This window comes from Companilactobacillus muriivasis (assembly GCF_036246245.1).
GTDB classification, from domain to species: domain Bacteria; phylum Bacillota; class Bacilli; order Lactobacillales; family Lactobacillaceae; genus Companilactobacillus; species Companilactobacillus muriivasis.
Window position 1 is genome coordinate 115081 of sequence record NZ_BTTQ01000001.1, and the last position, 23184, is coordinate 138264.

Annotated in this window: 19 protein-coding genes; 17 read left to right on the top strand and 2 right to left on the bottom strand. The window is 36.7% G+C overall.

The genetic code is table 11. The features are described from left to right. Positions 1-35: 35 nt before the first annotated feature. The 3 genes from AAA923_RS00650 to trmB are packed head-to-tail and all read left to right on the top strand — an operon-like array spanning position 36 to position 2653. Positions 36-770, top strand: a complete 735-nt coding sequence (locus AAA923_RS00650) for an ABC transporter ATP-binding protein (protein ID WP_338213929.1) — start codon at positions 36-38, stop codon at positions 768-770. Beyond that, entirely contained in the window at positions 770-1987 is a 1218-nt protein-coding gene (locus tag AAA923_RS00655) for an ABC transporter permease (RefSeq protein ID WP_338213930.1), read from the top strand. Before AAA923_RS00650 ends, AAA923_RS00655 begins: the two co-directional genes overlap by 1 nt. An 18-nt stretch (positions 1988-2005) precedes the next feature. After that, entirely contained in the window at positions 2006-2653 is a 648-nt protein-coding gene (gene trmB / locus AAA923_RS00660; RefSeq protein ID WP_338213931.1) for a tRNA (guanosine(46)-N7)-methyltransferase TrmB, read from the top strand. Positions 2654-2664: 11 nt separating this feature from the next. On the opposite strand, the gene AAA923_RS00665 is transcribed toward trmB, so the two are convergent. Next, positions 2665-2979, bottom strand: coding sequence for a hypothetical protein (locus AAA923_RS00665; protein WP_041499526.1), 315 nt, complete (start codon positions 2977-2979; stop codon positions 2665-2667). A 124-nt stretch (positions 2980-3103) separates the two neighbouring features. Between AAA923_RS00665 and AAA923_RS00670 the strand changes: the two genes are divergently transcribed. From AAA923_RS00670 to murC, 3 genes are all read left to right on the top strand, one after another. Beyond that, positions 3104-3430 (top strand): thioredoxin family protein, encoded by a 327-nt coding sequence (locus AAA923_RS00670; RefSeq protein ID WP_338213935.1) that lies wholly within the window; start codon positions 3104-3106, stop codon positions 3428-3430. Between the two features lie 578 nt (positions 3431-4008). Beyond that, positions 4009-4641, top strand: a complete 633-nt coding sequence (gene ytpR / locus AAA923_RS00675) for a YtpR family tRNA-binding protein (protein WP_338213937.1) — start codon at positions 4009-4011, stop codon at positions 4639-4641. An 8-nt stretch (positions 4642-4649) separates the two neighbouring features. Continuing rightward, complete coding sequence (gene murC, locus AAA923_RS00680; protein WP_041499529.1) at positions 4650-5981, top strand: UDP-N-acetylmuramate--L-alanine ligase; 1332 nt, start codon at positions 4650-4652, stop codon at positions 5979-5981. A gap of 472 nt (positions 5982-6453) precedes the next feature. On the opposite strand, the gene AAA923_RS00685 is transcribed toward murC, so the two are convergent. Beyond that, a complete protein-coding gene (locus tag AAA923_RS00685; RefSeq protein WP_338213939.1) occupies positions 6454-7644 on the bottom strand; it encodes a hypothetical protein in 1191 nt (396 codons plus the stop codon). A gap of 274 nt (positions 7645-7918) precedes the next feature. Between AAA923_RS00685 and AAA923_RS00690 the strand changes: the two genes are divergently transcribed. The 11 genes from AAA923_RS00690 (at position 7919) to AAA923_RS00740 (ending at position 23182) form a co-directional block, all read left to right on the top strand. Next, positions 7919-9118: a metal-dependent hydrolase family protein gene (locus AAA923_RS00690; RefSeq protein WP_338213941.1), complete on the top strand. Its 1200-nt coding sequence runs from the start codon at positions 7919-7921 to the stop codon at positions 9116-9118. Positions 9119-9225: 107 nt separating this feature from the next. Next, positions 9226-10626, top strand: coding sequence for an MFS transporter (locus AAA923_RS00695; protein ID WP_338213943.1), 1401 nt, complete (start codon positions 9226-9228; stop codon positions 10624-10626). A 639-nt stretch (positions 10627-11265) separates the two neighbouring features. Continuing rightward, on the top strand, positions 11266-13923 hold the full coding sequence (gene polA / locus AAA923_RS00700; RefSeq protein ID WP_338213944.1) for a DNA polymerase I: 2658 nt from the start codon (positions 11266-11268) through the stop codon (positions 13921-13923). Positions 13924-13932: 9 nt separating this feature from the next. Further along, a complete protein-coding gene (mutM, locus tag AAA923_RS00705; protein ID WP_338213945.1) occupies positions 13933-14760 on the top strand; it encodes a DNA-formamidopyrimidine glycosylase in 828 nt (275 codons plus the stop codon). After that, entirely contained in the window at positions 14757-15350 is a 594-nt protein-coding gene (coaE, locus tag AAA923_RS00710; protein ID WP_338213947.1) for a dephospho-CoA kinase, read from the top strand. The genes mutM and coaE overlap by 4 nt, the downstream gene beginning before the upstream one ends. A 21-nt stretch (positions 15351-15371) precedes the next feature. Beyond that, positions 15372-15845, top strand: coding sequence for a transcriptional regulator NrdR (gene nrdR / locus AAA923_RS00715; RefSeq protein WP_041499537.1), 474 nt, complete (start codon positions 15372-15374; stop codon positions 15843-15845). Between the two features lie 11 nt (positions 15846-15856). Further along, positions 15857-17230 carry a DnaD domain protein gene (locus AAA923_RS00720; RefSeq protein ID WP_338213950.1) on the top strand — a complete coding sequence of 458 codons (1374 nt, stop codon included), beginning with the start codon at positions 15857-15859 and terminating at the stop codon, positions 17228-17230. A gap of 2 nt (positions 17231-17232) precedes the next feature. Next, a complete protein-coding gene (gene dnaI, locus AAA923_RS00725; protein ID WP_338213951.1) occupies positions 17233-18141 on the top strand; it encodes a primosomal protein DnaI in 909 nt (302 codons plus the stop codon). A 299-nt stretch (positions 18142-18440) separates the two neighbouring features. Continuing rightward, positions 18441-20405 carry a threonine--tRNA ligase gene (gene thrS, locus AAA923_RS00730; RefSeq protein ID WP_338213952.1) on the top strand — a complete coding sequence of 655 codons (1965 nt, stop codon included), beginning with the start codon at positions 18441-18443 and terminating at the stop codon, positions 20403-20405. 201 nt (positions 20406-20606) lie between these two features. Beyond that, positions 20607-22085 carry a TIGR02677 family protein gene (locus AAA923_RS00735; protein ID WP_338213954.1) on the top strand — a complete coding sequence of 493 codons (1479 nt, stop codon included), beginning with the start codon at positions 20607-20609 and terminating at the stop codon, positions 22083-22085. Then, positions 22085-23182 (top strand): DUF2398 family protein, encoded by a 1098-nt coding sequence (locus AAA923_RS00740; RefSeq protein WP_338213956.1) that lies wholly within the window; start codon positions 22085-22087, stop codon positions 23180-23182. The genes AAA923_RS00735 and AAA923_RS00740 overlap by 1 nt, the downstream gene beginning before the upstream one ends. Positions 23183-23184 lie beyond the last annotated feature (2 nt).

Below are 23184 nucleotides of genomic sequence, written 5' to 3' on the forward strand. Positions count from 1 at the left end.
AACATTATTAAAAACAGATATAGGTGGTTTAAACCATGACTTTAGAAGTAAAAGAACTGACCGGTGGATACGGTCAAGTATCAGTTTTAAAGAAAGAAACATTTACGGTTGAAAGTGGACAAGTCGTCGGACTAATTGGTTTGAATGGTGCTGGTAAATCAACAACTATCAAACATATTATTGGTTTATTGACACCTCGTGGCGGCCAGATTCTGATTGATGGAATTAGTTTGCACGATGATGTTGAAAAATATCGTAAGAAGATTGCTTATGTTCCCGAAATGCCAATTCTTTATCCAGAACTTACATTAAAGGAACATATTGACTTAACAATTATGGCTTACGATTTGGATCATGATAAGACTTGGGAGAATGCTAACAAGTTGTTGAAGACTTTCAGACTCGACAATAAGTTGGATTGGTTCCCACAGAATTTCTCTAAAGGTATGAAACAAAAAGTTATGATTGTCTGTGCATTCATGACTGATGCTAGTTTGTTCATTATCGATGAGCCATTCACTGGTCTTGATCCTTTGGCTGTTAACGATTTATTGAATATTGTTGAAGCTAAGAAAAAAGCGGGATGTTCAGTTTTGATGTCAACTCACGTTCTTGCTACGGTTCAAAATCATGCTGACAAGTTTGTCTTGATTAATCATGGTCAAGTTCGAGCTGATGGTACACTTGATCAATTGAAAGCTAACTTTGATATGCAAGCAGATGCCAATCTTGATGATATTTATATCAAGATGTCAAACGAGGATCTCTAATGTCAGAACTTTGGAATGAACGATTAAGAAGACATCAGCTTAATCAATTCAAATATCTCAGATTGATCTTCAACGATAATTTTGTGTTAGCTTTCATCGTTTTAATTGGTGCGTTAGGATTTTGGTATTCTAATTTGTTGGGTACAATTCACCAGACATTAACTTTTGGAAAGCCAATCGTTATCGTATTGCTATTTTTAGCAGTTCAAGTCGGTGGAATTGCCACTTTGTTAGAGGAACCAGATAGCACTTTCTTATTAGTTAAAGAAAAAGATTTCTATAAATACTTTAAATCAGCTAAGAATTATAGTAGCTTTTTACCAGTCGTGACGTTAGCATTAGTCAATTTCTTGTTGTCAGCTTTTGCTTCACGAGGAGCAGGGTTAAAGATAATTGATATCGTAGCGATTGCAGTTGGTTTAATTGTTTATAAGTTAGCTTTTCTAAACGTTAATTTGATGGAAATATATGGTCGAGCACATTTTGGCAATATCGGCATGCGTTTGGCTTCAAATATTTTGTTGTTGGTCGCTTTGGCTGTCTCAACGTACTTGTTCAGTTGGACAATGTTGATTGTTGCCGTAATTTACTATTTCTTCTTGAACGCTCAAGTGCGTACGTTAGAAACTAGTGGACAATTACAGTGGAAATTAGCGATTGAAACTGAAGACCAACGAATGTTTCGTATCAAACGCTTCTATAACCTATTTACTGATGTTCCTGGCGTTAACAGTAAAATCAAACGTCGTAAGTGGCTAGATGGTTTATTGACACCAATCAAACCAGTTTCCGGCAATACTTACTTGTATCTTTTTGCTAGAGGATTCATCAGAAACAACGAATACATCGGTTTATTCTTACGTTTGACAGTGATTCAAGCTATCATGTTAGCTTTGATCGACAATTTCTACATTTCATTAATAGTAGAAATGCTCTTTATTTACTTGGTAGGTTTTCAATTGAAACCATACTTTAAAGAGGTCATGCAAAACTTGATGCAACGGCTTTACCCAATCAGCGGCAAGACTAAGATTGCTGATTTTACTAAATTAAGTACGACAATTTTGTCAGTTCAATGGATTGTCAGTGCGTTGGCAATTATTTATAAATTTGGGATGAGTATGAATAGTTTGATTATTATTGTTGCTGGATTAGCAGTCTTAATTTTTGTCAACTATTTCTACATGCCAAGACAATTGAAAAAATATCTAGATTAATGGAGAGAATTAATATTTATGCGATTAAGAAATAAACCTTGGGCTAAAGATATGATCAATGACAATCTTGATATGATTGCCATTCAACCTGAAAACATGCAAGGCAAGTGGCAAGACCGTTTTGCTAAGAAACAACCTTTATTTATCGAAGTTGGTTCTGGTAAGGGTAGATTTATCACAGAATTAGCCAAACAAAATCCCCAAAATAACTACATTGCGATGGAAGTTCAAGAAGGGGCCATTGCTTTGGTACTAAAAAAGCAAGTTGAGTTAAAGTTACCCAACTTGCAATTGTTATTAGCTAATGGTGCTGATTTGTCCGAATACTTTGCTGAAGGTGAAGTGGACGGAGTTTACTTAAACTTTTCTGATCCATGGCCAAAGACACGTCATGAAAAACGTCGTTTGACTTATAAGTCATTCTTGAAGCAATACCAATATATTTTAAAAGATGATGGTTACTTGCAATTCAAGACTGATAACCAAGGATTGTTTGAATACTCATTGATCAGTATGAATAATTACGGGATGAAATTCGATGAAATCTCTTTGGATTTGCATAACAATGAGGGTCTAAATTCAAATAACATCGAAACTGAGTATGAAGAAAAGTTCTCAAAAAAAGGCTTCAGGATTAATTACCTGAAAGCCCAATTTAAAAATTAATTTTCGTTTGTTTACTGTACTTTTTTAATGTTTAATAGTTCGCCTGTAATAGCATCGGCGATGAAGTGATATTGGGCAACGTCGAATTCGTCCATAGTGGTTACGCCACCAACGATTCCCCAAGTTGCACGTCCGTTGACGTCAACTCTTTGGTAAAATGGTTCAACCCATGAACCGATTACTTTGCTATCTTCGCCCAAAACGGACTTAACTTTATTGATAATCTTCTCGCTATCTAGATGGTGTTTTACTAAGACTGTAGCGGCTGCAGATGCAGCAAGTACAGTACCAGCAACGATTAATGAACCGATACCTTTTTTACTCATAAAAATCACTCCTTGATTTCGATTTACTGATATATTACCACTATTATATATCAATCTAATACCCAAGAGCACTTAATTGACCGTTTAACAAATAAAAAGTATCTTATTGGAGAGGTGAAATATTATGAAGACATTTGAAGACTATGGCGTAAAAGACTGGCACGAAGTAACTAAAGAAGGCAAACACATTCTATTTTTCCATGCCGACTGGTGCCCAGACTGTAAATTTATCGAACCTAAATTGCCAGAGCTAGAACAAGAGTATTCTGATTTCAACTGGATCAGTTTTAACCGTGATGATAACATGGAAATTGCTCAAGAATTAGGCATTATGGGAATTCCTAGTTTTGTTATTATTGAAAATGGCAAAGAAATTGGTAGACTAGTAAATAAAGATCGAAAAACTAAAGAAGAAGTTGAGACCTTTATTAACAGTGTGGTTAACAAATAGAACATGTTTTTAAATATGTCATGTCTAGAGCTGAGAAATATTTCTCAGCTCTTTCGACTGATTATGGTTATTTTTAATTGATTTGGTGTAAAATTTGAAATGTTGGTTTTAAGTGCATTCAGACGTAGATATTCAATATTTTATAGTCATTTTATTATCAAAACCAACCAGTCAGTCAGTAGACTTAACATAATTGAGCGTAAATTAACTCATGGCTCTAGTTGATGATTTATTAAAAATATTCTATCAATTATATTTTAGTATCTAAAATAGGTTGAATATAAAAGCATTTGAATACTTTTATATTCGATTAATATCGATTAATTAGTCGGAAGAGCTGGGAAATATTTGTGTGCTGTGGTAGTGGTATAAGCACGAGAGGTACTCTCGTACTTATACCACCGGGCGTGTTTGGAGACTTGACGGGCTTTGTCAAGGCTTCAAACCGAGGTTCGAGACCGCACTTTGGCTCGGGCCGTTCCGCACAGCTTGAGAATATTTTCCAGCTCTGTAGACGGGATATTTAACTAGTACCATACGTTAATTAAAAAATAATTTAATCAAGTGAGGGAAAAAACTTGCTATTAAGCTTTTATAATCCAGATGTTTTAGGGGATGTCTTATTAGTTGAGACAGCAGAAGATGTTGCAACTCAAGAGACAACTCAAAAAGACAATGTAGTACGTATTTTTAACACAGAAAATGATGCTCCAATCGGTTTCAACATTTTTGGACTTGGCGAAGAACTAGGTATCCAAAATGAATCTGGTCAAGTATTTCTTGACGATAAGCAAGTAGACATTTTAAATAGTGCCATTGCTAAAGCCGGTTTTTCTGATAAATTAGTGACTGACAATAGTCCTAAATTTGTTATTGGACATGTTGAAGAAATGAAGGAACATCCTGATTCAGATCATTTGCACATTACTCAAACTGACGTTGGATTGGACAAACCAGTTCAAATCGTTTGTGGTGCGCCAAATATTGATGAAGGTCAATTAGTTGTTGTTGCTTTGCCCGGTGCGGTAATGCCAACAGGAGCTGAAATCTGGCCTGGTGAATTACGTGGTGTCGACAGTTTTGGTATGATTTGTTCTGCTAGGGAGCTCGGTATTCCTAATGCACCACAAAAGCGTGGTATCCTTGTACTTGATAATGGTACAGCTGGCCAAGCATTTGATTTTGAAGCAGCAAAGAATTTGTTCGATTAGGAGTTATTATGGAAAATACAGTCTATCATTTTGTTGGAATTAAAGGTACTGGTATGAGTGCTTTGGCACTTATTTTGAAGGACCTCGGATATGAAGTTCAAGGATCAGATATTGATAAATATACATTTACTCAACGTGGTCTTGAACAAGCAGGCATTAAAATCTTGCCTTTCGATGCAGATAACATTCACGAAGGTTTGACTATCGTTAAAGGAAACGCTTTTAGTGATGACCAAGTAGAAATTAAAAAAGCTAATGATATGCATTTATCAGTTATTACATATCCTGAATTAGTTGGTAAATTGGTTGACGGTTATACATCAATTGGTATTGCTGGATCACATGGTAAGACAAGTACAACTGGACTTTTGGCACATACTTTAAGTGGTATTGCTAAGACTTCATACTTAATTGGTGATGGTACTGGTAAAGGTATCAAAGATGCTAAGTTCTTCGTTTTCGAAGCTGATGAATATCGTCGTCACTTCTTAGCTTACTCACCAGATTACTTAATCATTACAAACATCGACTTTGATCACCCCGACTATTTCTTCGGTGGAATCAACGATGTTGTTGATGCATTTGAGTCAGAAGCTAGAAAGACTAAGAAGGGTATTTTCATCTGGGGTGAAGATGCTCATGCTAAGACTATTAAAGCTGATGCTCCAATTTACACATATGGTTTGAACGAATCTGACTATATCCGTGCCACAAATATCAAACGTACTGTTAAAGGTTCATCATTCGATGTAACTATTAATGGCGAAGATATTGGTAACTTCCAAGTTCCATTGTTCGGTGAACACAATGTTCTTAATTCACTTGCTGTTATTGGTGTCGGTCACATGGAAAAACTTGACCATGCATTGATCAACCGTGAATTACAAACATTCAGTGGTGTTAAGAGACGTTTCAGCGAAAAGAAAGTTGCTGACCAAGTTATCATTGATGACTACGCTCACCATCCACAAGAAATCAAGGCTACGATTGATGCTGCTAGACAAAAATATCCTGACAAAAAGATTGTTGCTGTCTTCCAACCACATACTTATACAAGAACTCTTGCCTTGATGGACGACTTTGCTAAATCACTTGATTTGGCAGATGAAGTTTACTTGACTAACATCTTCGGTTCAATTCGTGAAGCCCACGGTGATATTACAAGTAAAGATCTTGGCGACAAGATTCATAAGGGTGGACAAGTTATAACACTTGATGACCTATCACCATTATTGGATTATCACAATACTGTGATGATTTTCATGGGTGCTGGGGATGTTCAAAAGTATGAAACTGCTTATGAACAATTGTTAAGCACTTTGAATCCTAATCAACAATAAAAAATATAACTAGCTATCTATATGATGGCTGGTTTTTTTGTATATATTGCCGCCGGAGGGGACGAGTGATAAAGCCCGCTATGCGACCGGTTCGAGCCTTGGTCTCGAACCTCGATTTTGAACTTCGAGAAGACCGCTCGAATTTCAAAATACGTCGGTGTTGTAATGGCTAAAGCCATAACGACACTTGCACAGCAGGTCTTTATCACTCGTCCCCTCCGGCTAGGGTATTTTAAACGCATAAGTATCTGTTGTTAGTTGATAATTTATTATAAATGTTCGTATCGATTTTGATTTAGTATTAAAAAATCAACTAAATATAAAAATGTTTGAATATTCATGCATACAATTTATAACAATTGATTAGTCGGAAGAGCTGGGAAATATTTGTGTGCCGAGGATCGAGACCGTATTTTGGCTCGGGCCGTACCGCACAGCTTGTGAATATTTCTCAGTTCTGTAGACGGAATACTTAAAGTAGCTTAAGGAATACTGATGCGATAATAACTGAAGCTACTGATACTGTTGCGAAACCACCAACTAGCATTTTTGGTAGGATTGATTCGGTTAGATAGGCTTCTTCGTCATCACTTTGAGCAACTGTTTGGCAAATTTCAGTTGTCAGAATGAAATCGGCGGGGAATCCAAATAGGGCTGTTAATGAACAAGCGAAGGCCATTTCACGGCTCATTCCAAATGGCTTTGCAAGGATGAATGAAGCTACGAACATTCCTAAGATTCCTAGTAGGATCAAGACGATGATTTGAACGATAATTTTTCCAATAATGGCTGGGGTTGTTAAACTTAATTGTGCAAAAATGTAAGATAGTAAGCCATACATTAACCAGTTGAATACTTTGGCTTTGTCTAAGGCATTGGTTTCGATGAAGCCTAATTGGTGGGCGATAACGCCGAAGATTAAGCAGAGAACGTTGGCATTGACTGTTCCGTGCGTTAAGCTTGCTACCCAGTTACCAAGTAGGGCGATTAAGGCAACTCTGGTGATGATAAAAACTGGGGTTTGAAATTGATCTGGTAGTTTTAACATTCGTTTAGTTGATGATTCAGACATGTTATGTTTCTTAATAATTTGGGCGACCTCAGAGTTGGGGTCGTCTTTTTCGTTGTGATATTTAACTGATAAACGTTTGCCCTCTTTACGCAATAAGACGGCGGTCAATGGATAACCAACCATTGAGTGCATGATAAACATTGAAACTGGCAAAGCTACTAGTGACGTGATTCCGGCAGCTTTTAGGCCATCGGTCATTAACAAAGCGGCAACGATACCACCGGTCAATGGAGGGACGGCAGCGACGACAGTTTTCCAGTTGAAGAAAAATGATCCAATAACAAGTGTGAAAAGTAGGGTGCCGGAGACTCCCAGGAGAGCGATACAGACGGCTTTCCACTGATTAGCTAATTCTTTCAAATCCATCAGACTACCCATTTGAACTAGCAAAAGCGACATGGCAACACTGACGAACTGAGGAGTATATGAAGCTTGAGTGACGATATTCTTTGGCAAAATGGTCCAAAAACCAATGGCGAAAAGAACCGCAGTGATAAAAATCGAGGGGACGAAAGCTCGAGTGGCGGCAGAGGCCCATTCACCAATTAATATGAAAATCATGACAACTGTAAAAGATAATAGATAAGTCATATTTCTACCTCCTCAAATTTAGTGAGAATGTTTTTGAGTACACCGCGAAGTTTGCGACAATCACAGAAATATGGCAATTAATAAAGTAGTTATTAGACAAAAAGTATAATTATATCAAATATAATTTATATATTTTGACCTCAAAAGTATTTCAATTTAAACTCAACGAAAGGTTAAGGATTTTCCATCTCCAGAGATACAAATATTCACCTGATAATGCGGACCAGTGGAGTAATGGCAATCAACCTAAAAACTCTTTAGGAGGAACACACTAATGCAAACTCTTTATAAAAACTTCAATTTATTCGATGGCGAAACGCCACAAATCCAAAAACAAGCTTGGTTTATTGTTGATGACGAATCAGGAAAGATTGTTAAGTTAGGTTTCAATACGGCTCCTGATGCGGAAAAGGTTGTTGATTTGGAAGGTAAGTATGTCATGCCCGGATTGATCAATTCGCATGTCCATTTGATGATGAATCCTATTACTAACAAGTTGAATTATTTGTCAGAAGCGGAAGTAACTTTCACAGCGTTGAACAACTTAAAAGAAGCTCTTCAAGCTGGAGTAACTTACGTTCGTGACTGTGGATGTGCTTTCGATGTGGATATTAAATTACGTCGTTTGCAAGAAGAAGGCCAACTCGGTGGAACAGAAATTGTGGCATCTGGTCGTCCAATGTCAATTACTGGTGGTCACGCTGACTTTACTGAAGGTCTTAATGGTGAAACCACTTGGGGGCATATCGTTGATTCTCCTGATGAAATGCGTCATGCCGTGCGTGAAGAGTTTAAATTAGGTGCTAAGAATATCAAAGTTATGGCAACTGGTGGTGTTATGTCAGCTACTGATAAAATTGATGACACTGAACTTTCGATGGCTGAATTAGATACTGTGGTTGAAGAAGCTCACAATAAACACATGACTGTGGCAGCCCATGCCGAGGGTTCAAAAGGTATTCATAATGCAATTGTCGCCGGCGTTGATTCTATTGAACATGGTTGCTTGATAACTGATGATGACATTGAATTGATCAAGAAAACAGATATTTATTTAACACCAACTGTTATTGCTACATATTCGATTCCAGCTTATGGTGAAGGTAAATTGCCAGAATATATGCTTGAAAAGGCGAAAGGTTTCAAAGAATTGTTCTATGCTCGTATGAAAGTTGCCATTCCAGCCGGAGTTAAATTATCATTTGGGACAGATGCTGGTACGCCATTCAATAAATTTAGTGACATTCCAAAGGAACTAGAACTATTGACAGACGTGGGTGCAACTAATGTTGAAGCCTTACTTTCTGCTACCAAAAATAGCTCCCATCTTTTAGGAATTGATGACGATTATGGCTCAATTCAAGAAGGTAAAGTTGCTGATTTCTTAGTTCTTGATGCCGATCCGTTAGCTGATGTAAAAGCCGTTCAACAACTTGATAAGGCTGTTTATAAAAAGGGTGTCAAAGTATATTAATATTTTCCCTAGCAATAAATTTTTTAAAATAGTAAAGTATAGTTAATGGTTAGGCTATGACAGAGCAAATTGTCATGGCCTTTTTGTATGAAAAGAGGTAAAGCTTTTTGGATAATTCCGTATCTACACGTGTGAAATTGTCAATCCTAGCGGTTGGTTTATTGTCATTTACTGGTATTTTAATTGAGACTTCGATGAACGTTACATTTCCAACATTGGTGAAGATTTTAGGAGTCAGTTTAGGAACAGTGCAATGGTTGACGACTGGGTATTTATTGCTGACAACGATTGTTATGAGCACGACTGCTTATGTTTTAAAGAAATTTAATCCGTTAAAGATTTTTATTTTTGCGGTGGCTTGTTGTTTTATCGGTTCATTAATTTGCTTGATGGCACCAGATTTTCCAGTTTTGATGGCAGGTCGTTTGTTACAGGCGGTTTCAACTGGTTTATCAACGCCGTTAATGTTCAATTTAATTTTTGAAGAAATTCCCTCATCAAGATTAGGCCTTTATACTGGATTAGCTGGAGTCGTTATCTCATTAGCACCGGCTTTAGGACCAACCTATGGGGGTGTAATTAATAGAATTTGGACATGGAGAGAAATTTTTATCGGTGTCTTACCATTGATTATTTTATTATTTGTTATTGGAATTTTAACAATCAGAGGGACTGCTAGAGGTACGAAAGGTATCTCATTTGATTACTTAGGTGTATTAGGTTTAGCAATTATTTTTTCAGTTATTCTATTTACGTTTGATCAGGCGGGACGTTATGGTTGGACTTCCAGCCAATTCTTGCTCTGGGTTTTAGGTTCAATTGTAATTGTCGGATTATTTGCTTGGTATAATCATCAAAGCAAACGCCAATTGATTGATTTTTCCATTTTAAAGCTTCCTGTTTTACGTTTAAGATTGTTTGGATACTTCAGTTTGCAATTCATCAATATCGGTTTATCATTCGTTTTACCGATACTTGCTCAAACTGCTTTGAAACTAAACTCCGCTCAGGCAGGATTAATGTTGTTGCCAGGTTCATTGTTAGGAGCAGCGTTTGGTCCAGTTGCTGGCTATATGTACGATAAAAAGGGAGCGTGGTCACCATTGTTGATCAGTGGTTTATTGCTTACCATGGGGTCCGGATTATTCTGGATTCGTAGTGAAAGCCTAACAATGATGGCGATAATTTGGATTTACATATTAGTTAGAATTGGTTTTAGTATGGGCTTTGGAGTCATGTTATCTGACGGAAGCGTTCAAGTTAAAGGACCCAAGAAGTCTGATCAGAATTCACTTTATAGTATGATGCAGCAGTATGCAGGTTCACTTGGTACCAATGTTTTATCAGTTGTGATTACAGCAGCGGCATTGACTAGTGGAACAAATAACGAAGTTTTAAACACAATTGCAGGTGCTAAAATTGACTTTATTATTTTAACTGTTCTATCATTATTAGTATTGGTATCAATAATCTATATTTATTTCAGATATGAAAAACAAAATAATTAATCAGAAAGTCTTGATTCGGAAAGAATCTGGACTTTTTTTAACGTTATTGTAGACTGCCGCCGGAGGACAAGATAGATTTCGCATGCTGTGAGACTGGTTCGAGCCAAGGTCTCGAACCTCGATTTTGAGCTTTGCACAGACCGCAAATCTCAAAATACGTCATTTGTGTAAGAAAGGAAAGTCGCCTTTCTTACACAACTTTCACTGCAATTGAATCTATCTTGTCCTCCAGCTAATGTATTGAAGAAGTCAGTTCATATCAATTAGGAACACAGTTAAATTGAATTTATTTATAAATATAGTCGTATTAAGTTTCTTTTTTAGATGTACGGATGATTCGAAATTGTAGTGGGTTAATCTGTATAGAAAATAAATTAGTCGGAAGGGATGAGAGTATTCACCAGCTGTGGGTGTGGCGTTATGGCTTTAGCCATTACACCACCGGGCGTGTTTGGAGACTTGCCGAACTTTGGCAAGCCTTCAAACCGAGAGACGAGACCTTGGCTCGGCTCGGTCCGCAGAGCAGGTGAATACTCTCATCTCTGGAGACGGCCAACAAATAAACCACCGCTAATCTGTTACAACACAGTAGGATTTGTTAAAATAGAATTAGTTAATTTCAGTTTTATTGGAGAATATATGTCAAAAAATAAAAAATTACTTTTAATAGATGGAAATAGTGTGTCATTTCGGGCCTTTTTTGCCATGCACAACGTGCTAGACAAGTTTGTCACAGGCGAAGGCATTCATACGAACGCACTTTACGCCTTTAACAACATGTTGGAGTTGGTCTTGAAAGATGAAAAGCCAACGCATGTTTTGGTTGCCTTTGATGCTGGAAAGACTACCTTTAGAACGAAGATGTTTGAGGATTATAAAGGCACTCGTGCCAAGACTCCACAAGAATTGATGGAACAATTGCCATTGATTCAAGAAATGTTGAGTTATCGTGGTATTAAAACTTACGATTTGCCCGACTACGAGGCAGACGATATCATCGGAACTATGTCCCGTAAGGCTGAAGCTGACGGTATGGATGTGACAATTATTACCGGAGATCGGGATTTGACTCAGTTAACGACTGATAAAGTTACGGTTAAAGTTAATGTCAAAGGTGTAACGGAGACTGAAGCCTATACACCTGAACATGTTCAAGAAAAATTAGGCATAACGCCTAAACAAATTATCGATATGAAAGGTTTGATGGGTGATACTTCGGATCATTATCCTGGGGTTGAAAAAGTCGGCGAAAAGACTGCTATCAAGCTAATCAACGAGTACGGCAGTGTTGAAGGTATTTATGAACATGTCGATGAAATGAAGAAAAGCAAGTTAAAAGAGCATTTAATCAATGATAAAGATAAAGCTTTCTTAAGTAAAAAACTGGCTACTATCAATTTGGAAGCACCAGTTGAATTGACTGTTAGTGATCTTGAATATCACGGCGACAATCAAGAAGAATTGATTCAGTTTTATCAAAAGATGAATTTCAAGACGTTCCTTGATCGATTGGATGTACCTCAAGAAGATACTTCTGAAGCTTTGGCAGATATCAAGGTTCAACCTTTGGATGAAGCAACTATCGCAAAAATTGTTCAAAATACTGAACCACAAACATTGATTGTTGAAGGTTTCGGTGAGAATTATCATTTGGCACCAATCGTTGGAATTGCCATTTCTGATGGTAAAAATTATTACGGAACAGCAGATGTTTCAATCCTTGAAAACGCTGATTTAAAGGCTTGGTTAGCTGATAAATCTAAGGAAAAGTATCTCTTTGATAACAAGCGTACGATAGCGTTATTGCATCGTTATGGCTGTGATTTGGATGGTATTAGCTTTGATATGTTGTTGGTTGCATACTTGCTCGATACTAATGACAACAAGCAGGATATTGGTTTAGTAGCTAAGAATTACAATCTCAGTTTACCTTCTGAGGAAGAGTTTTATGGCAAAGGTGTTAAGAAGGCTGTTCCCGAAGATACCGATGTTTTGTTGAATTTCTTGGCTCAAAAAGCTCAGATTATCGACAGTTTGAAAGATAAAATGTTGGCTGAGTTGAAAGAAAATGATCAAGACAGTCTCTACGATGAGATTGAATTACCATTGTCTATTGTTTTGGCTAATATGGAAATTAAGGGTGTCACGGTTGAAGTTTCAAAATTAAAGGAAATGGAAAACAGTTTTGCGACTCGTTTAGCCGAAATTGAAAAGAAGATTTACCAAGAAGCTGGTAAAGAATTTAACATCAATTCACCTAAACAATTAGGTGTCGTCTTGTTTGAAGACTTGAAGTTGCCAGTTGTTAAGAAGACTAAGACAGGCTATTCAACTTCAGTTGATGTTTTGGAAAAATTGAAAGATAAGTCACCAGTTGTGCAAATGGTTTTGGATTATCGTCAAATTTCAAAAATTCAATCAACTTACGTTGTTGGCTTGCAAAAATTTGTGCAACCTGATAACAAAATTCACACAATTTATTTACAGACGTTGACACAGACTGGACGTTTGTCATCAATTGAGCCTAATTTGCAAAATATTCCGATTCGAATTGATGAAGGTAAGCAGATTAGAAAGGCTTTCGTTCCGCAACATGAAGACTGGGAGATTTTCTCTGCCGATTATTCACAAGTTGAATTGCGTGTCTTGGCACACATTTCCGGTGATGAACACATGCAAGAAGCCTTCAAGGAAGATTACGACATCCATGCCCATACGGCTATGAGAATCTTTGGCTTGAATAGTACGGATGAAGTAACGCCAAATATGCGTCGTCAAGCTAAAGCTACTAATTTTGGTATCGTTTATGGAATTAGTGATTATGGTTTGTCACAAAATATCGGTATCAGTCGAAAACAAGCGGCAGCCTTTATTGAATCGTATTTTGAACAATATCCTGGCGTTAAGAAATATATGGACGATATTGTTAAATATGCACGTGAGAACGGCTATGTTGAAACAATTATGCACCGTCGTCGCTACTTACCAGATATTCACTCAAGTAACTTTAATATCAGAAACTTTGCTCAAAGAACAGCGATGAATACGCCAATTCAAGGTAGTGCTGCCGATATTATTAAAGTAGCCATGATCAATATGCAAAAGAAACTTAAAGCAGAAAATTTGCAAGCTAATTTATTATTACAAGTACATGATGAAATGATTTTTGAAGCTCCAAAATCTGAAATCGAAACTTTAGAAAAAATAGTACCAAGCGTGATGGACTCAGCTGTCAAACTTGATGTGCCTTTGAAAGTTGAAACTGCCCACGGTAAGACTTGGTATGAAGCAAAGTAGGTTAATAATATGCCAGAGATGCCAGAAGTAGAAACTGTTAGACGTGGTTTGATTTCCCAAGTTAAAGGACGAAAAATTACCAATGTCGAGATTCGTTATCAAAATTTGATTACTGGGGATGTTGACCAGTTCAAAGAATTCGTTACAGGAACAACGATTACCGATATTGGTCGTCGAGCAAAATTTTTGTTGATTCATTTAGATAATGGGTATACGATAATCAGTCACTTACGAATGGAAGGTCGCTATCGAATTTCGGCTGATCCTAGCGCAATTGACAAACATTCACACGCTATTTTTACATTAGATAATGGTCAAAAAATGATTTATAATGATGTTCGAAAATTTGGTCGGATGCAACTGTGGAATACTGACGATTTGGAGAACAATAAATCGATTCAAAAGCTCGGTCCAGAGCCACTTTCAACTGCATTTACCTTTAATAATTTGAAACCTCGTATTATGCGCCATCGCAAGGATATTAAGACTGTTTTATTGGATCAGTCAGTGATGAGCGGTTTGGGTAACATTTATGTTGATGAAGTTTTGTGGAAGGTTAAGATTCACCCTGAAACTCCAGCCAATCATTTGAATGATACTGATATTCAAAATATTATCGAAGTGTCCAATGAAGAAATGGAAAAAGCTATTGCCTCGGGTGGTTCAACGGTTCGTTCATACGTCGACGCAACTGGTCACAAAGGTAATATGCAAAATAGTTTGAAAGTTTATGGTAAGGAAGGGACACCTTGTCCACGTTGTGGAACTGACATTGAAAAAATCAAAGTTGGTGGGCGTGGAACACATTTTTGCCCTAAGTGTCAGGTTATCAAATGAGTAAAATTTACGGACTAACTGGTGGAATTGCTGCCGGTAAATCAACAGTTTTGAAGATGTTTAAGGACCACGGTTTCATAATATTCGATGCCGATTCATTTGCTCGTGAAGTAGTTATTCCAAATTCTATAGGTTTAAAACAGATTGTCGATCAGTTTGGGCAACAAGTTTTGAATGGCGATGGAACGTTAAATCGAGCTAAGTTGGGATCAATTGTCTTTAGCGACAGTGCCGAATTGGAAAAATTGAATCACATTACGCGTCCTTTAATTAAAGAGAAAATTTTAGAGACAATTGCGCTGATTAAAAGATCTACGAGTAAAACAATTGCCATTTTTGAAATACAATTGTTATTTGAAGGTAGTTATGAGGATTATTTTGACGGCGTTATCAGTCTTTACGAGCGTCCAGAGATTCAATTAGACCGTCTCATGAAGCGTAATAATTTATCTGAAAAAGTTGCCTTAGATCGAATTAATTCCCAGATGTCAATGGATGAGAAGAAGCATCGTGCTGATTTTGTCATTGATAATTCGGGAGATTTAACACAGCTTAAACAAGAATTTGAAAAGTTAATGTCACAACTTTAAATTGGAAAAGAGGTTGGAATTTTGATTTGTCCACATTGTCATCATGATTCATCAAAAGTTATTGATAGTCGTCCCAGCGATGAAGGACGCGCTATTAGAAGACGCCGTGAATGTGAGAACTGCGGTACAAGATTTACAACGTTTGAAAGATTAGAGAAATCACCATTATTAGTTATCAAGAAGAATGGTAATCGTGAAGAATTCAGTCGCGAGAAGTTGTTACGCGGTATTGTGCGTGCAGCTGAAAAACGTCCAGTTACTATGGACCAGATGAACGATATCGTTGATAAGGTTGAAAATGAAATCAGGGCTAACGGTGAGAGTGAAATTGGTTCACAAATTATCGGTGAGCATGTCATGAAAATTTTAGCCAAGGTTGATGATGTAACTTATATCCGCTTCGCTAGTGTTTATCGTGAATTTAAAGACATGAATAGTTTCATGAAAGAAGTTCAAGAAATGATGGCAAACGGAAATAAAATTGATAAGAAATAAGAGGGATGCCAGTGTCTACAAGTAATTTTGGATCAGAAAAGTTTACACCACTAGTAGGCTATTGGTGTTTGCCCAATGGTCATCTCAATGATGATGACCGCCACGTTTTAACTGATTTATATTTGCCCATTTTGGGAACAGAGGCTTTTAGTCTCTATCTTTTATTGTGGGAAAAACTGCCTAATAAGGAATTGGTAACCCAGCGTAAAAGTCATGCTGAGTTATTGAGCCTTTTAGGAATTGATTTGAAACGTTTTTACGAAGCACGCATCAAAGCTGAAGCGTTAGGATTGTTGCGAACATTTGAAAAGAAGGATGACCTTGGCCCATACTATGTGTATCAACTGTTTGAACCATTGTCACCAGACGACTTTTTCAAAGATGATTTGATGAGTATTTTCTTATATGAGCAAGTTAGTGATAGTAAATATCGTTTATTAGCTGATAAATATGCCCATTCAGATTTGATTTTGAATAATTCACACGAGATTACGAAGGACTTCTTGGAAGTATTCCAGTTGAGCAATAGCGATTTGATCAACACACCAACTGAAGTTAAGAATGCTCAGAATAATTTCACATCAACTGTCAGCTCCCAGAAGCCAACTTTGAGTGCCAAAGAAGTTGAACCATTGGATTGGGAACTGATTTCTGATCGAATTCAACAATTATATCGGATTCATCCGGATAACCTCTTGGAAAATCAAGAGTTAATTCTCAGTTTGCATGCTTTTTACGGCTTGGATGAAATGGTCTTGATTGATTTGATTGGTAAGACTTGTGATATCGTTCATAATAAAATTGACCCAGTTCGATTAAAACATTCTGTTCAGGACCGTTTTGAGAAGAATGCCAACATTTCTGTTAAACAGCAAGCTCCGACCGTTGAAGAGGCTCCTAAGGATGCTGAGACTAATCTGAACCGTGCTGACCAGTTGATTTTGCAACAGGCTAAGACGATGACTCCGGCCGATTTTCTGGCTGCTCAGAAGCAAAAGAGCGGCGGGTTCGTTGGAACTGTCGAGTCTCGTGCTCTGCGTGATATGGCAATGAAAACATATTTGTCAGCACCAGTTTTAAATATTATGGTCTATTACATTTTGCAGAATTCACCAACGTTAACATCGCCACTGATGGAAACTATGGCCAATGATTGGCAACAAAATAATATCCAAACCCCAGAGCAAGCTTTGAAACGGATCAATGACTTTCAAACTAAGCCTCGTAATCCTAAGCGTCGCTATAATAACAATAAGAATCGTAAAGTCGAACAGGCAACTGACTGGAGCAAATACAAGGCAAAAGTTCCAAATAATCAGAACCAACAAAATAGTCACAGCGAGATGCAAGATCGCTTAAACAGACTAAGAAATAAGGATAATTAAGCATGGAAAATTTAGGTAACAGACTGGCAGAATATTTAAATTCAAAAAATTTGACGGAGGATTATCGCCGTCTTCTTAACGGTGCTTTAAAAGATCCTGACGTTCAACAATTTTTGAAAGATAATAGCGATGAAATTAATCCTGACGCTATTTCGACAAGTGCTGCCAGTATTTATGAGTTTTATAACAATAAAAATCATGCCAGTGAATTGTCACGCGACTATTATCCAAAATTGACTGTCAGCAATCACAACATCGAAGTGGCTTATTATCCCAACGAAAGAACTCAGAATCGTGAGAAACGCAATCAGTACGAATCTGGCTTTGTTTTGATGGATATGCCATCTGATATCAGAAGTGCCAAATTGGATGATTACAATGGCGAAGGCCGTCAAGAAGCACTTGGCAAGTCACTCGACTTTATCGACAACTATTTGAATCAAAAAGGTTTCGTGCCAGGTTTATATTTGGCAGGGGACTTTGGCGTTGGTAAAACTTATTTACTTGGTGCGATTGCCAATGAGTTATTCAAGAATGATGTTCACACGACAATGATGCATTTTCCAACTTTTGCGGTAGAAATGAAAAATTCGATTGGATCAAATACTGTCTTGGCAAAAGTTAATAAAGTTAAAGGTGCCGAGATTCTCATGCTCGATGATATCGGGGCTGATTCAATGTCTAGTTGGATTCGAGATGAAGTTTTGGGAGTTATTTTGCAGTATCGTATGCAAGAAAATTTACCAACTTTCTTTTCATCCAACTTTTCAATGAAAGAGTTAGAGAAACACCTTGCTATCAACCAACGAGGCGAGGAAGAACCTGTCAAGGCTAAGCGTATCATGGAACGAGTTAAGTACTTATCTCGTGAAGTTATTGTGACTGGCCAAAACAGAAGATTTGAAAAATAACTTGCAATATCTAAAAATAAATGTTTCAATAAAGCCATGAAAGATAACACTTCGGTTCTATTCAGGGAGGGTACGATTACTGAAAGCTTACCCATTACTGGAGTTACCACTTTCACATAAAACTGTATAATTGTCGGTTACTTTATAACCAAATGAGTGAAAACTGTTATTTGTTATACAGTTTTAAAGTGGGTGGAACCGCGTATAAGATACGTCCCTGAAGTATGTGCATATTTAAGTATATGGATTTACTTCAGGGACGTATTTTTTGTTATCAAATTTTAGGAGGAAAATAGTCAATGTCAAAAATCAAGTTAACATTCCCAGATGATTCAGTTAAGGAGTTTGACGAAGGCACTACAACCTTAGACGTTGCTAAGTCAATTAGCACATCACTAGGCAAAAAAGCTGTTGCTGGTAAATTAAACGACACTTTAGTTGATCTTGAAAGTCCAATTAAGCAAGATGCTAAGATTGAAATTATTTCAGCTGAAGATAAAGAAGATGCACAAAAGGTTCTAAGAAACACTGCTGCTTTAGTATTCTCTGCTGCAGCTAAGAGTTTCAAAGAAGACCTTCACTTCGGTGAAAAACAAGCTAATGATGATGGTTTCTACGTTGATACTGATAGTAAATCAGGACAAATCAGTGTCGATGAACTAAAAGAAATCACAGCTTTGATGAACAAGATTATCAAGAACAACGATAAGATTGAAAGATCAATGATGGATAAGAAAGATCTTGAAGCAATGTTCAAGGATGATCCATACAAGTTGTCATTGGTTGATGCCATCGAATCAGTTCAAATTCCTGTATATACATTAGATGGATTTGTTGACTTCGGTTATGACGCTGTACTTAACAACCTTAAATCTTTGAAACACTTTGAATTACTTTCAGTTGCCGGTGCTTATTGGCAAGGTAAGTCAAGTAACCCAATGCTACAAAGAATTTATGGTACAGCCTTCTACAAGGAAGACGGCTTGAAAGCTGATCTTAAACGCCGTGCTGAAATTAAAGAACGTGACCACAGAACAATTGGCCGTGACCTTGACCTATTCTTCGTTGACCCAGAAGTTGGTGCCGGACTTCCATACTGGATGCCAAATGGTGCTACAATCCGTCGTGTCATTGAAAGATATATCATCGACAAGGAAGTTGCTTGGGGTTACCAACACGTTTACACACCAATCCTTATGAACTTGAATGCTTACAAGACTTCAGGTCACTGGGAACACTACCGTGAAGACATGTTCCCACCAATGGACATGGGTGATGGCGAAATGCTTGAACTACGTCCTATGAACTGTCCTTCACATATCCAAATTTACAACCACCACAACCGTTCATACAGAGACCTACCTCTACGTATCGCTGAACTTGGTATGATGCACAGATACGAAAAATCAGGTGCTTTGTCAGGACTACAACGTGTTCGTGAAATGACACTTAATGATGGTCACACATTCGTTGCTCTTGACCAAATTCAAGAAGAATTTAAACGTACACTACAATTGATGGTTGAAGTTTACAAAGACTTTGATATCAACGATTACACATTCCGTCTAAGTTACCGTGACCCAGCAAATACTGCTAAGTACTTCGATGACGATGAAATGTGGAACAAGTCACAATCAATGCTTAAAGGTGCTATGGATGATCTTGGTCTTAAGTACTATGAAGCTGAAGGTGAAGCCGCATTCTATGGTCCAAAACTTGATGTTCAAACAAAGACAGCTCTAGGTAATGAAGAAACATTGTCAACAATCCAATTAGACTTCATGCAACCAGAGAAGTTCCAACTAACATATGTTGGTGCTGATGGACAAGATCACAGACCAGTTATGATTCACCGTGGTATCGTTTCAACTATGGAAAGATTTATTGCTTACCTAATTGAAATTTACAAAGGTGCCTTCCCAACATGGTTAGCTCCAAAACAAGTACGTATCATTCCTGTTAACCAAAAACTTCACTCAGACTACGCTAACGAAATTCTTGCAGAACTACGTGCTAAGAACATCCGTGCCGAAGTTGATGACCGTGATGAAAAGATGGGTTACAAGATCCGTGATTCACAAACAATGAAGATTCCATATACAGTTGTTGTTGGTGATGATGAAACAAAGAACGCCACAGTTTCAGTTAGAAAATATGGTGAAGAAGATTCAGAATCAGAAAACGCTAAGATGTTCGTTGACAGTGTCGTTGCCGATATTGCTAACTACAGTCGTAAGGACGTTACTGATAAATCAGATAAATAATAAATTTGAAAGTTTATTAAGGAAAAGGCGCTACCTATTAAGGTGGCGCCTTTTTTTATTAGAAAATAGAGAATTTTTCTAGGAATTATATAGATTATCTGTTGAAAACAAAAGTTACAGATTAAGTGAAAAATCCGTATATCAGTTTTCGTAATGTTATACAATTCCAATGTTACTAACAATACAGTTTGGAGTGAATAAATGAGTGATTTCGAAAAGGTAAGACAAGTCACATATTTAAATGCTGATAATGTAGATCGATATCGTCGAATCATGCGTTTTTTTTATGTTCAAAATCAACGAATGAATAATTTGTTGTACAAAAAAGATATTTTGAAAGGTGTTCAAGTATCAGGTCTAAGTGAATATACATCTAATCAATTAGATAATGATCTTTCAGGATTAGTTGAGTGGGGAAATTTGTCGGTTCAGCAAGAAATGAGTCAACCGAAAACTATTGAAGAATATCGTAACAAACATTTTCGTTACCAAATTACAACTGTTGGAATTGAAGTTGAGGAATTTATTCAAGCACTTCCAGAAGAGGATGAGAGTTCAGGTGATCTCGATTCACATATGTTCAAACGCTTTCTAGAGTCTTTAAAGGATATTGATTCACTATCAAATCAAGATTTACTTGATGGTTGGGATGATCTACAAACTCGATTTGATAAGATACGTAGGAACGCAACTGGCTATATTGCATATTTGACCAGTAGTAAGGTAGAGGATTTAATGCAAACAACTGAATTTTTGGTTTATAAACTAAAATTCATTAAGTATTTGCGTGAATTTGTTAGAAATATGCAACAAACTAGCGTTGAAATAAAAGTGGCATTGAATTCTGTTTCACAGGAGACAATTATGAATATAGTTAAACTTCAGGAAACACATGACAGCAACAAATTGAGCTTTGGACAACAGGACATAAAAGATATTGGAAAGCGTGTTCGTGATACTTGGGAATTTATGTGTCATTGGTTTATAGATACTGACGTTCGTGAAAGTGAATATACTAATTTAATTAACCAAACTAATGAGGCTATGAGTCGGGTGACTAACATTATTCAAGCCATTACTGAAAGTAATATGGAACAGCACAGTCGATCTAAGGATTACTTAAAAATTGCAGAATGGTTTCAAGTATTAGTTGACAGTGATGAATCTGAAGAAAAAAGTTTTTTCAAAGCAAATAAATTATCAGCAACGTTGTTTGGTACAAGTAAAACAAGACATATACAATCATCGAATATGGATATTACTAGTCAATTGGACGATATTTGGAAAATGACAGTACCTACTACAGGATTAATTTCTAAGAGTCGTAAGAATCGTCCTCGCGTGGCTAACCAATCATTTATAATCGATTCAGAAAAACAAGAAGAAGTTAGAAAAAAGAAACTAGAAGAACACAATAAAAGCCAACAGCTTTGGAAAAGCTATTTAAATAACGGAGAATTAGTCCTGTCAGACAATAAGTTTTTACCGAAAAAAATAAGACATGAATTGATAAGGTATTTTTCTGTCGCAATAATGACAGATAATCATCGAGTTTCTACACAACTAGGATGGATTTTTGAAATCGAAATTAACTCTGAGAAGAAAGTTACTATTGAATTTGATGATGGGTATCTAACACTCCCTGATGCGAAATTCAAAATTGTTGAGAGAATATCATAATGAAAGATGATGAAGACGTAAAAATTTGTCTTGATAAATTATTAGAAGCTCACGTAATTTTAGAAGAGGACAATCAAGAAACCTTTCGATTAATAAAAAAACATTCGAAGGATATTCAAAAAATTTGTAACAATGATTTGAGTATGGCTTTAATTTTGAATGCACATTTTGCAAAGATAGAGAAAAGGCCATACCATCCAGAGGCATTTATGGGTATTAAAGGATTTAATGAGACTAGTGATTATGTGATGTTTGCATGTGCAATGGCGTTTGTTGAAGAGAATGGGCCGGAATCCCCATTTATACTGCCAGATTTGACTAGCTATTTAAAAAGGACCATGCCTAATAATTTAGATTGGACACAGTACCATATTCGAAAAAGGCTTGTTCGTGTTTTACAACAGATGATTGTTTTAAAGATAATTACTATCTTGGACGGAAAATTTGATGATTTTGATAGAAATGAGGAACGGGTGGCATTGTTTAACGCAACTAACTATTCTAGGTACTTTTTAAATATGTTTTCGAAAAGTTTACAGTCGTTAACTGATTATACTCAGTTAGTTCCTATAAGCGAAACTAAGAATATTAGTATGCAGGTGATCCAAAGATTACTCTTGTCAGTCGGAATTTGTCGAACCGAGGAAACAGAATCCTTATTTAGGTATATGCGAAATGAACAAGAACGTTTGACCAAATTTTTTGAGGTCAATTCATTTTATGAGTTTGAACTTTCAAAGAATCTTGGAATATTAGTGAGTGAGAATCGACGAATTGGAATTAGGTATATACCTGACAGTAGTAGTAGTGGGGATCTATTAATGTTAATAGGGTCAAAGCTTAGAAATCGAAGTTTTGTACCAGATGAATTTGGTCAGCTTCATTTAAGCCTCACACAATGGCAAAGTATTGTTTCTGAAGTTGCGCAGAAAAATCAAGAGTTATTGTCAAAAACTTATCGAGAAAAATCATTTGAATCAATATCAAAAGAGTTGTTAATGCAGACGGTCAATGATGGTTTGATATTTCAAAGTGATGGTTTATTGGTAATCACGCCAATATTTGCTCGTCTGAATGGGGAGTTTACTACTAAGTAAGT

Coding starts and splice junctions, on each gene's coding strand:
- thrS (WP_338213952.1), top strand. CDS start 18,441: ATGTCAAAAATCAAGTTAACATTCCCAGATGATTCAGTTAAGGAGTTT.
- AAA923_RS00670 (WP_338213935.1), top strand. CDS start 3,104: ATGAAGACATTTGAAGACTATGGCGTAAAAGACTGGCACGAAGTAACT.
- AAA923_RS00655 (WP_338213930.1), top strand. CDS start 770: ATGTCAGAACTTTGGAATGAACGATTAAGAAGACATCAGCTTAATCAA.
- AAA923_RS00685 (WP_338213939.1), bottom strand. CDS start 7,644: ATGACTTATCTATTATCTTTTACAGTTGTCATGATTTTCATATTAATT.
- AAA923_RS00665 (WP_041499526.1), bottom strand. CDS start 2,979: ATGAGTAAAAAAGGTATCGGTTCATTAATCGTTGCTGGTACTGTACTT.
- murC (WP_041499529.1), top strand. CDS start 4,650: ATGGAAAATACAGTCTATCATTTTGTTGGAATTAAAGGTACTGGTATG.
- polA (WP_338213944.1), top strand. CDS start 11,266: ATGTCAAAAAATAAAAAATTACTTTTAATAGATGGAAATAGTGTGTCA.
- trmB (WP_338213931.1), top strand. CDS start 2,006: ATGCGATTAAGAAATAAACCTTGGGCTAAAGATATGATCAATGACAAT.
- AAA923_RS00650 (WP_338213929.1), top strand. CDS start 36: ATGACTTTAGAAGTAAAAGAACTGACCGGTGGATACGGTCAAGTATCA.
- dnaI (WP_338213951.1), top strand. CDS start 17,233: ATGGAAAATTTAGGTAACAGACTGGCAGAATATTTAAATTCAAAAAAT.
- AAA923_RS00740 (WP_338213956.1), top strand. CDS start 22,085: ATGAAAGATGATGAAGACGTAAAAATTTGTCTTGATAAATTATTAGAA.
- AAA923_RS00735 (WP_338213954.1), top strand. CDS start 20,607: ATGAGTGATTTCGAAAAGGTAAGACAAGTCACATATTTAAATGCTGAT.
- mutM (WP_338213945.1), top strand. CDS start 13,933: ATGCCAGAGATGCCAGAAGTAGAAACTGTTAGACGTGGTTTGATTTCC.
- AAA923_RS00690 (WP_338213941.1), top strand. CDS start 7,919: ATGCAAACTCTTTATAAAAACTTCAATTTATTCGATGGCGAAACGCCA.
- coaE (WP_338213947.1), top strand. CDS start 14,757: ATGAGTAAAATTTACGGACTAACTGGTGGAATTGCTGCCGGTAAATCA.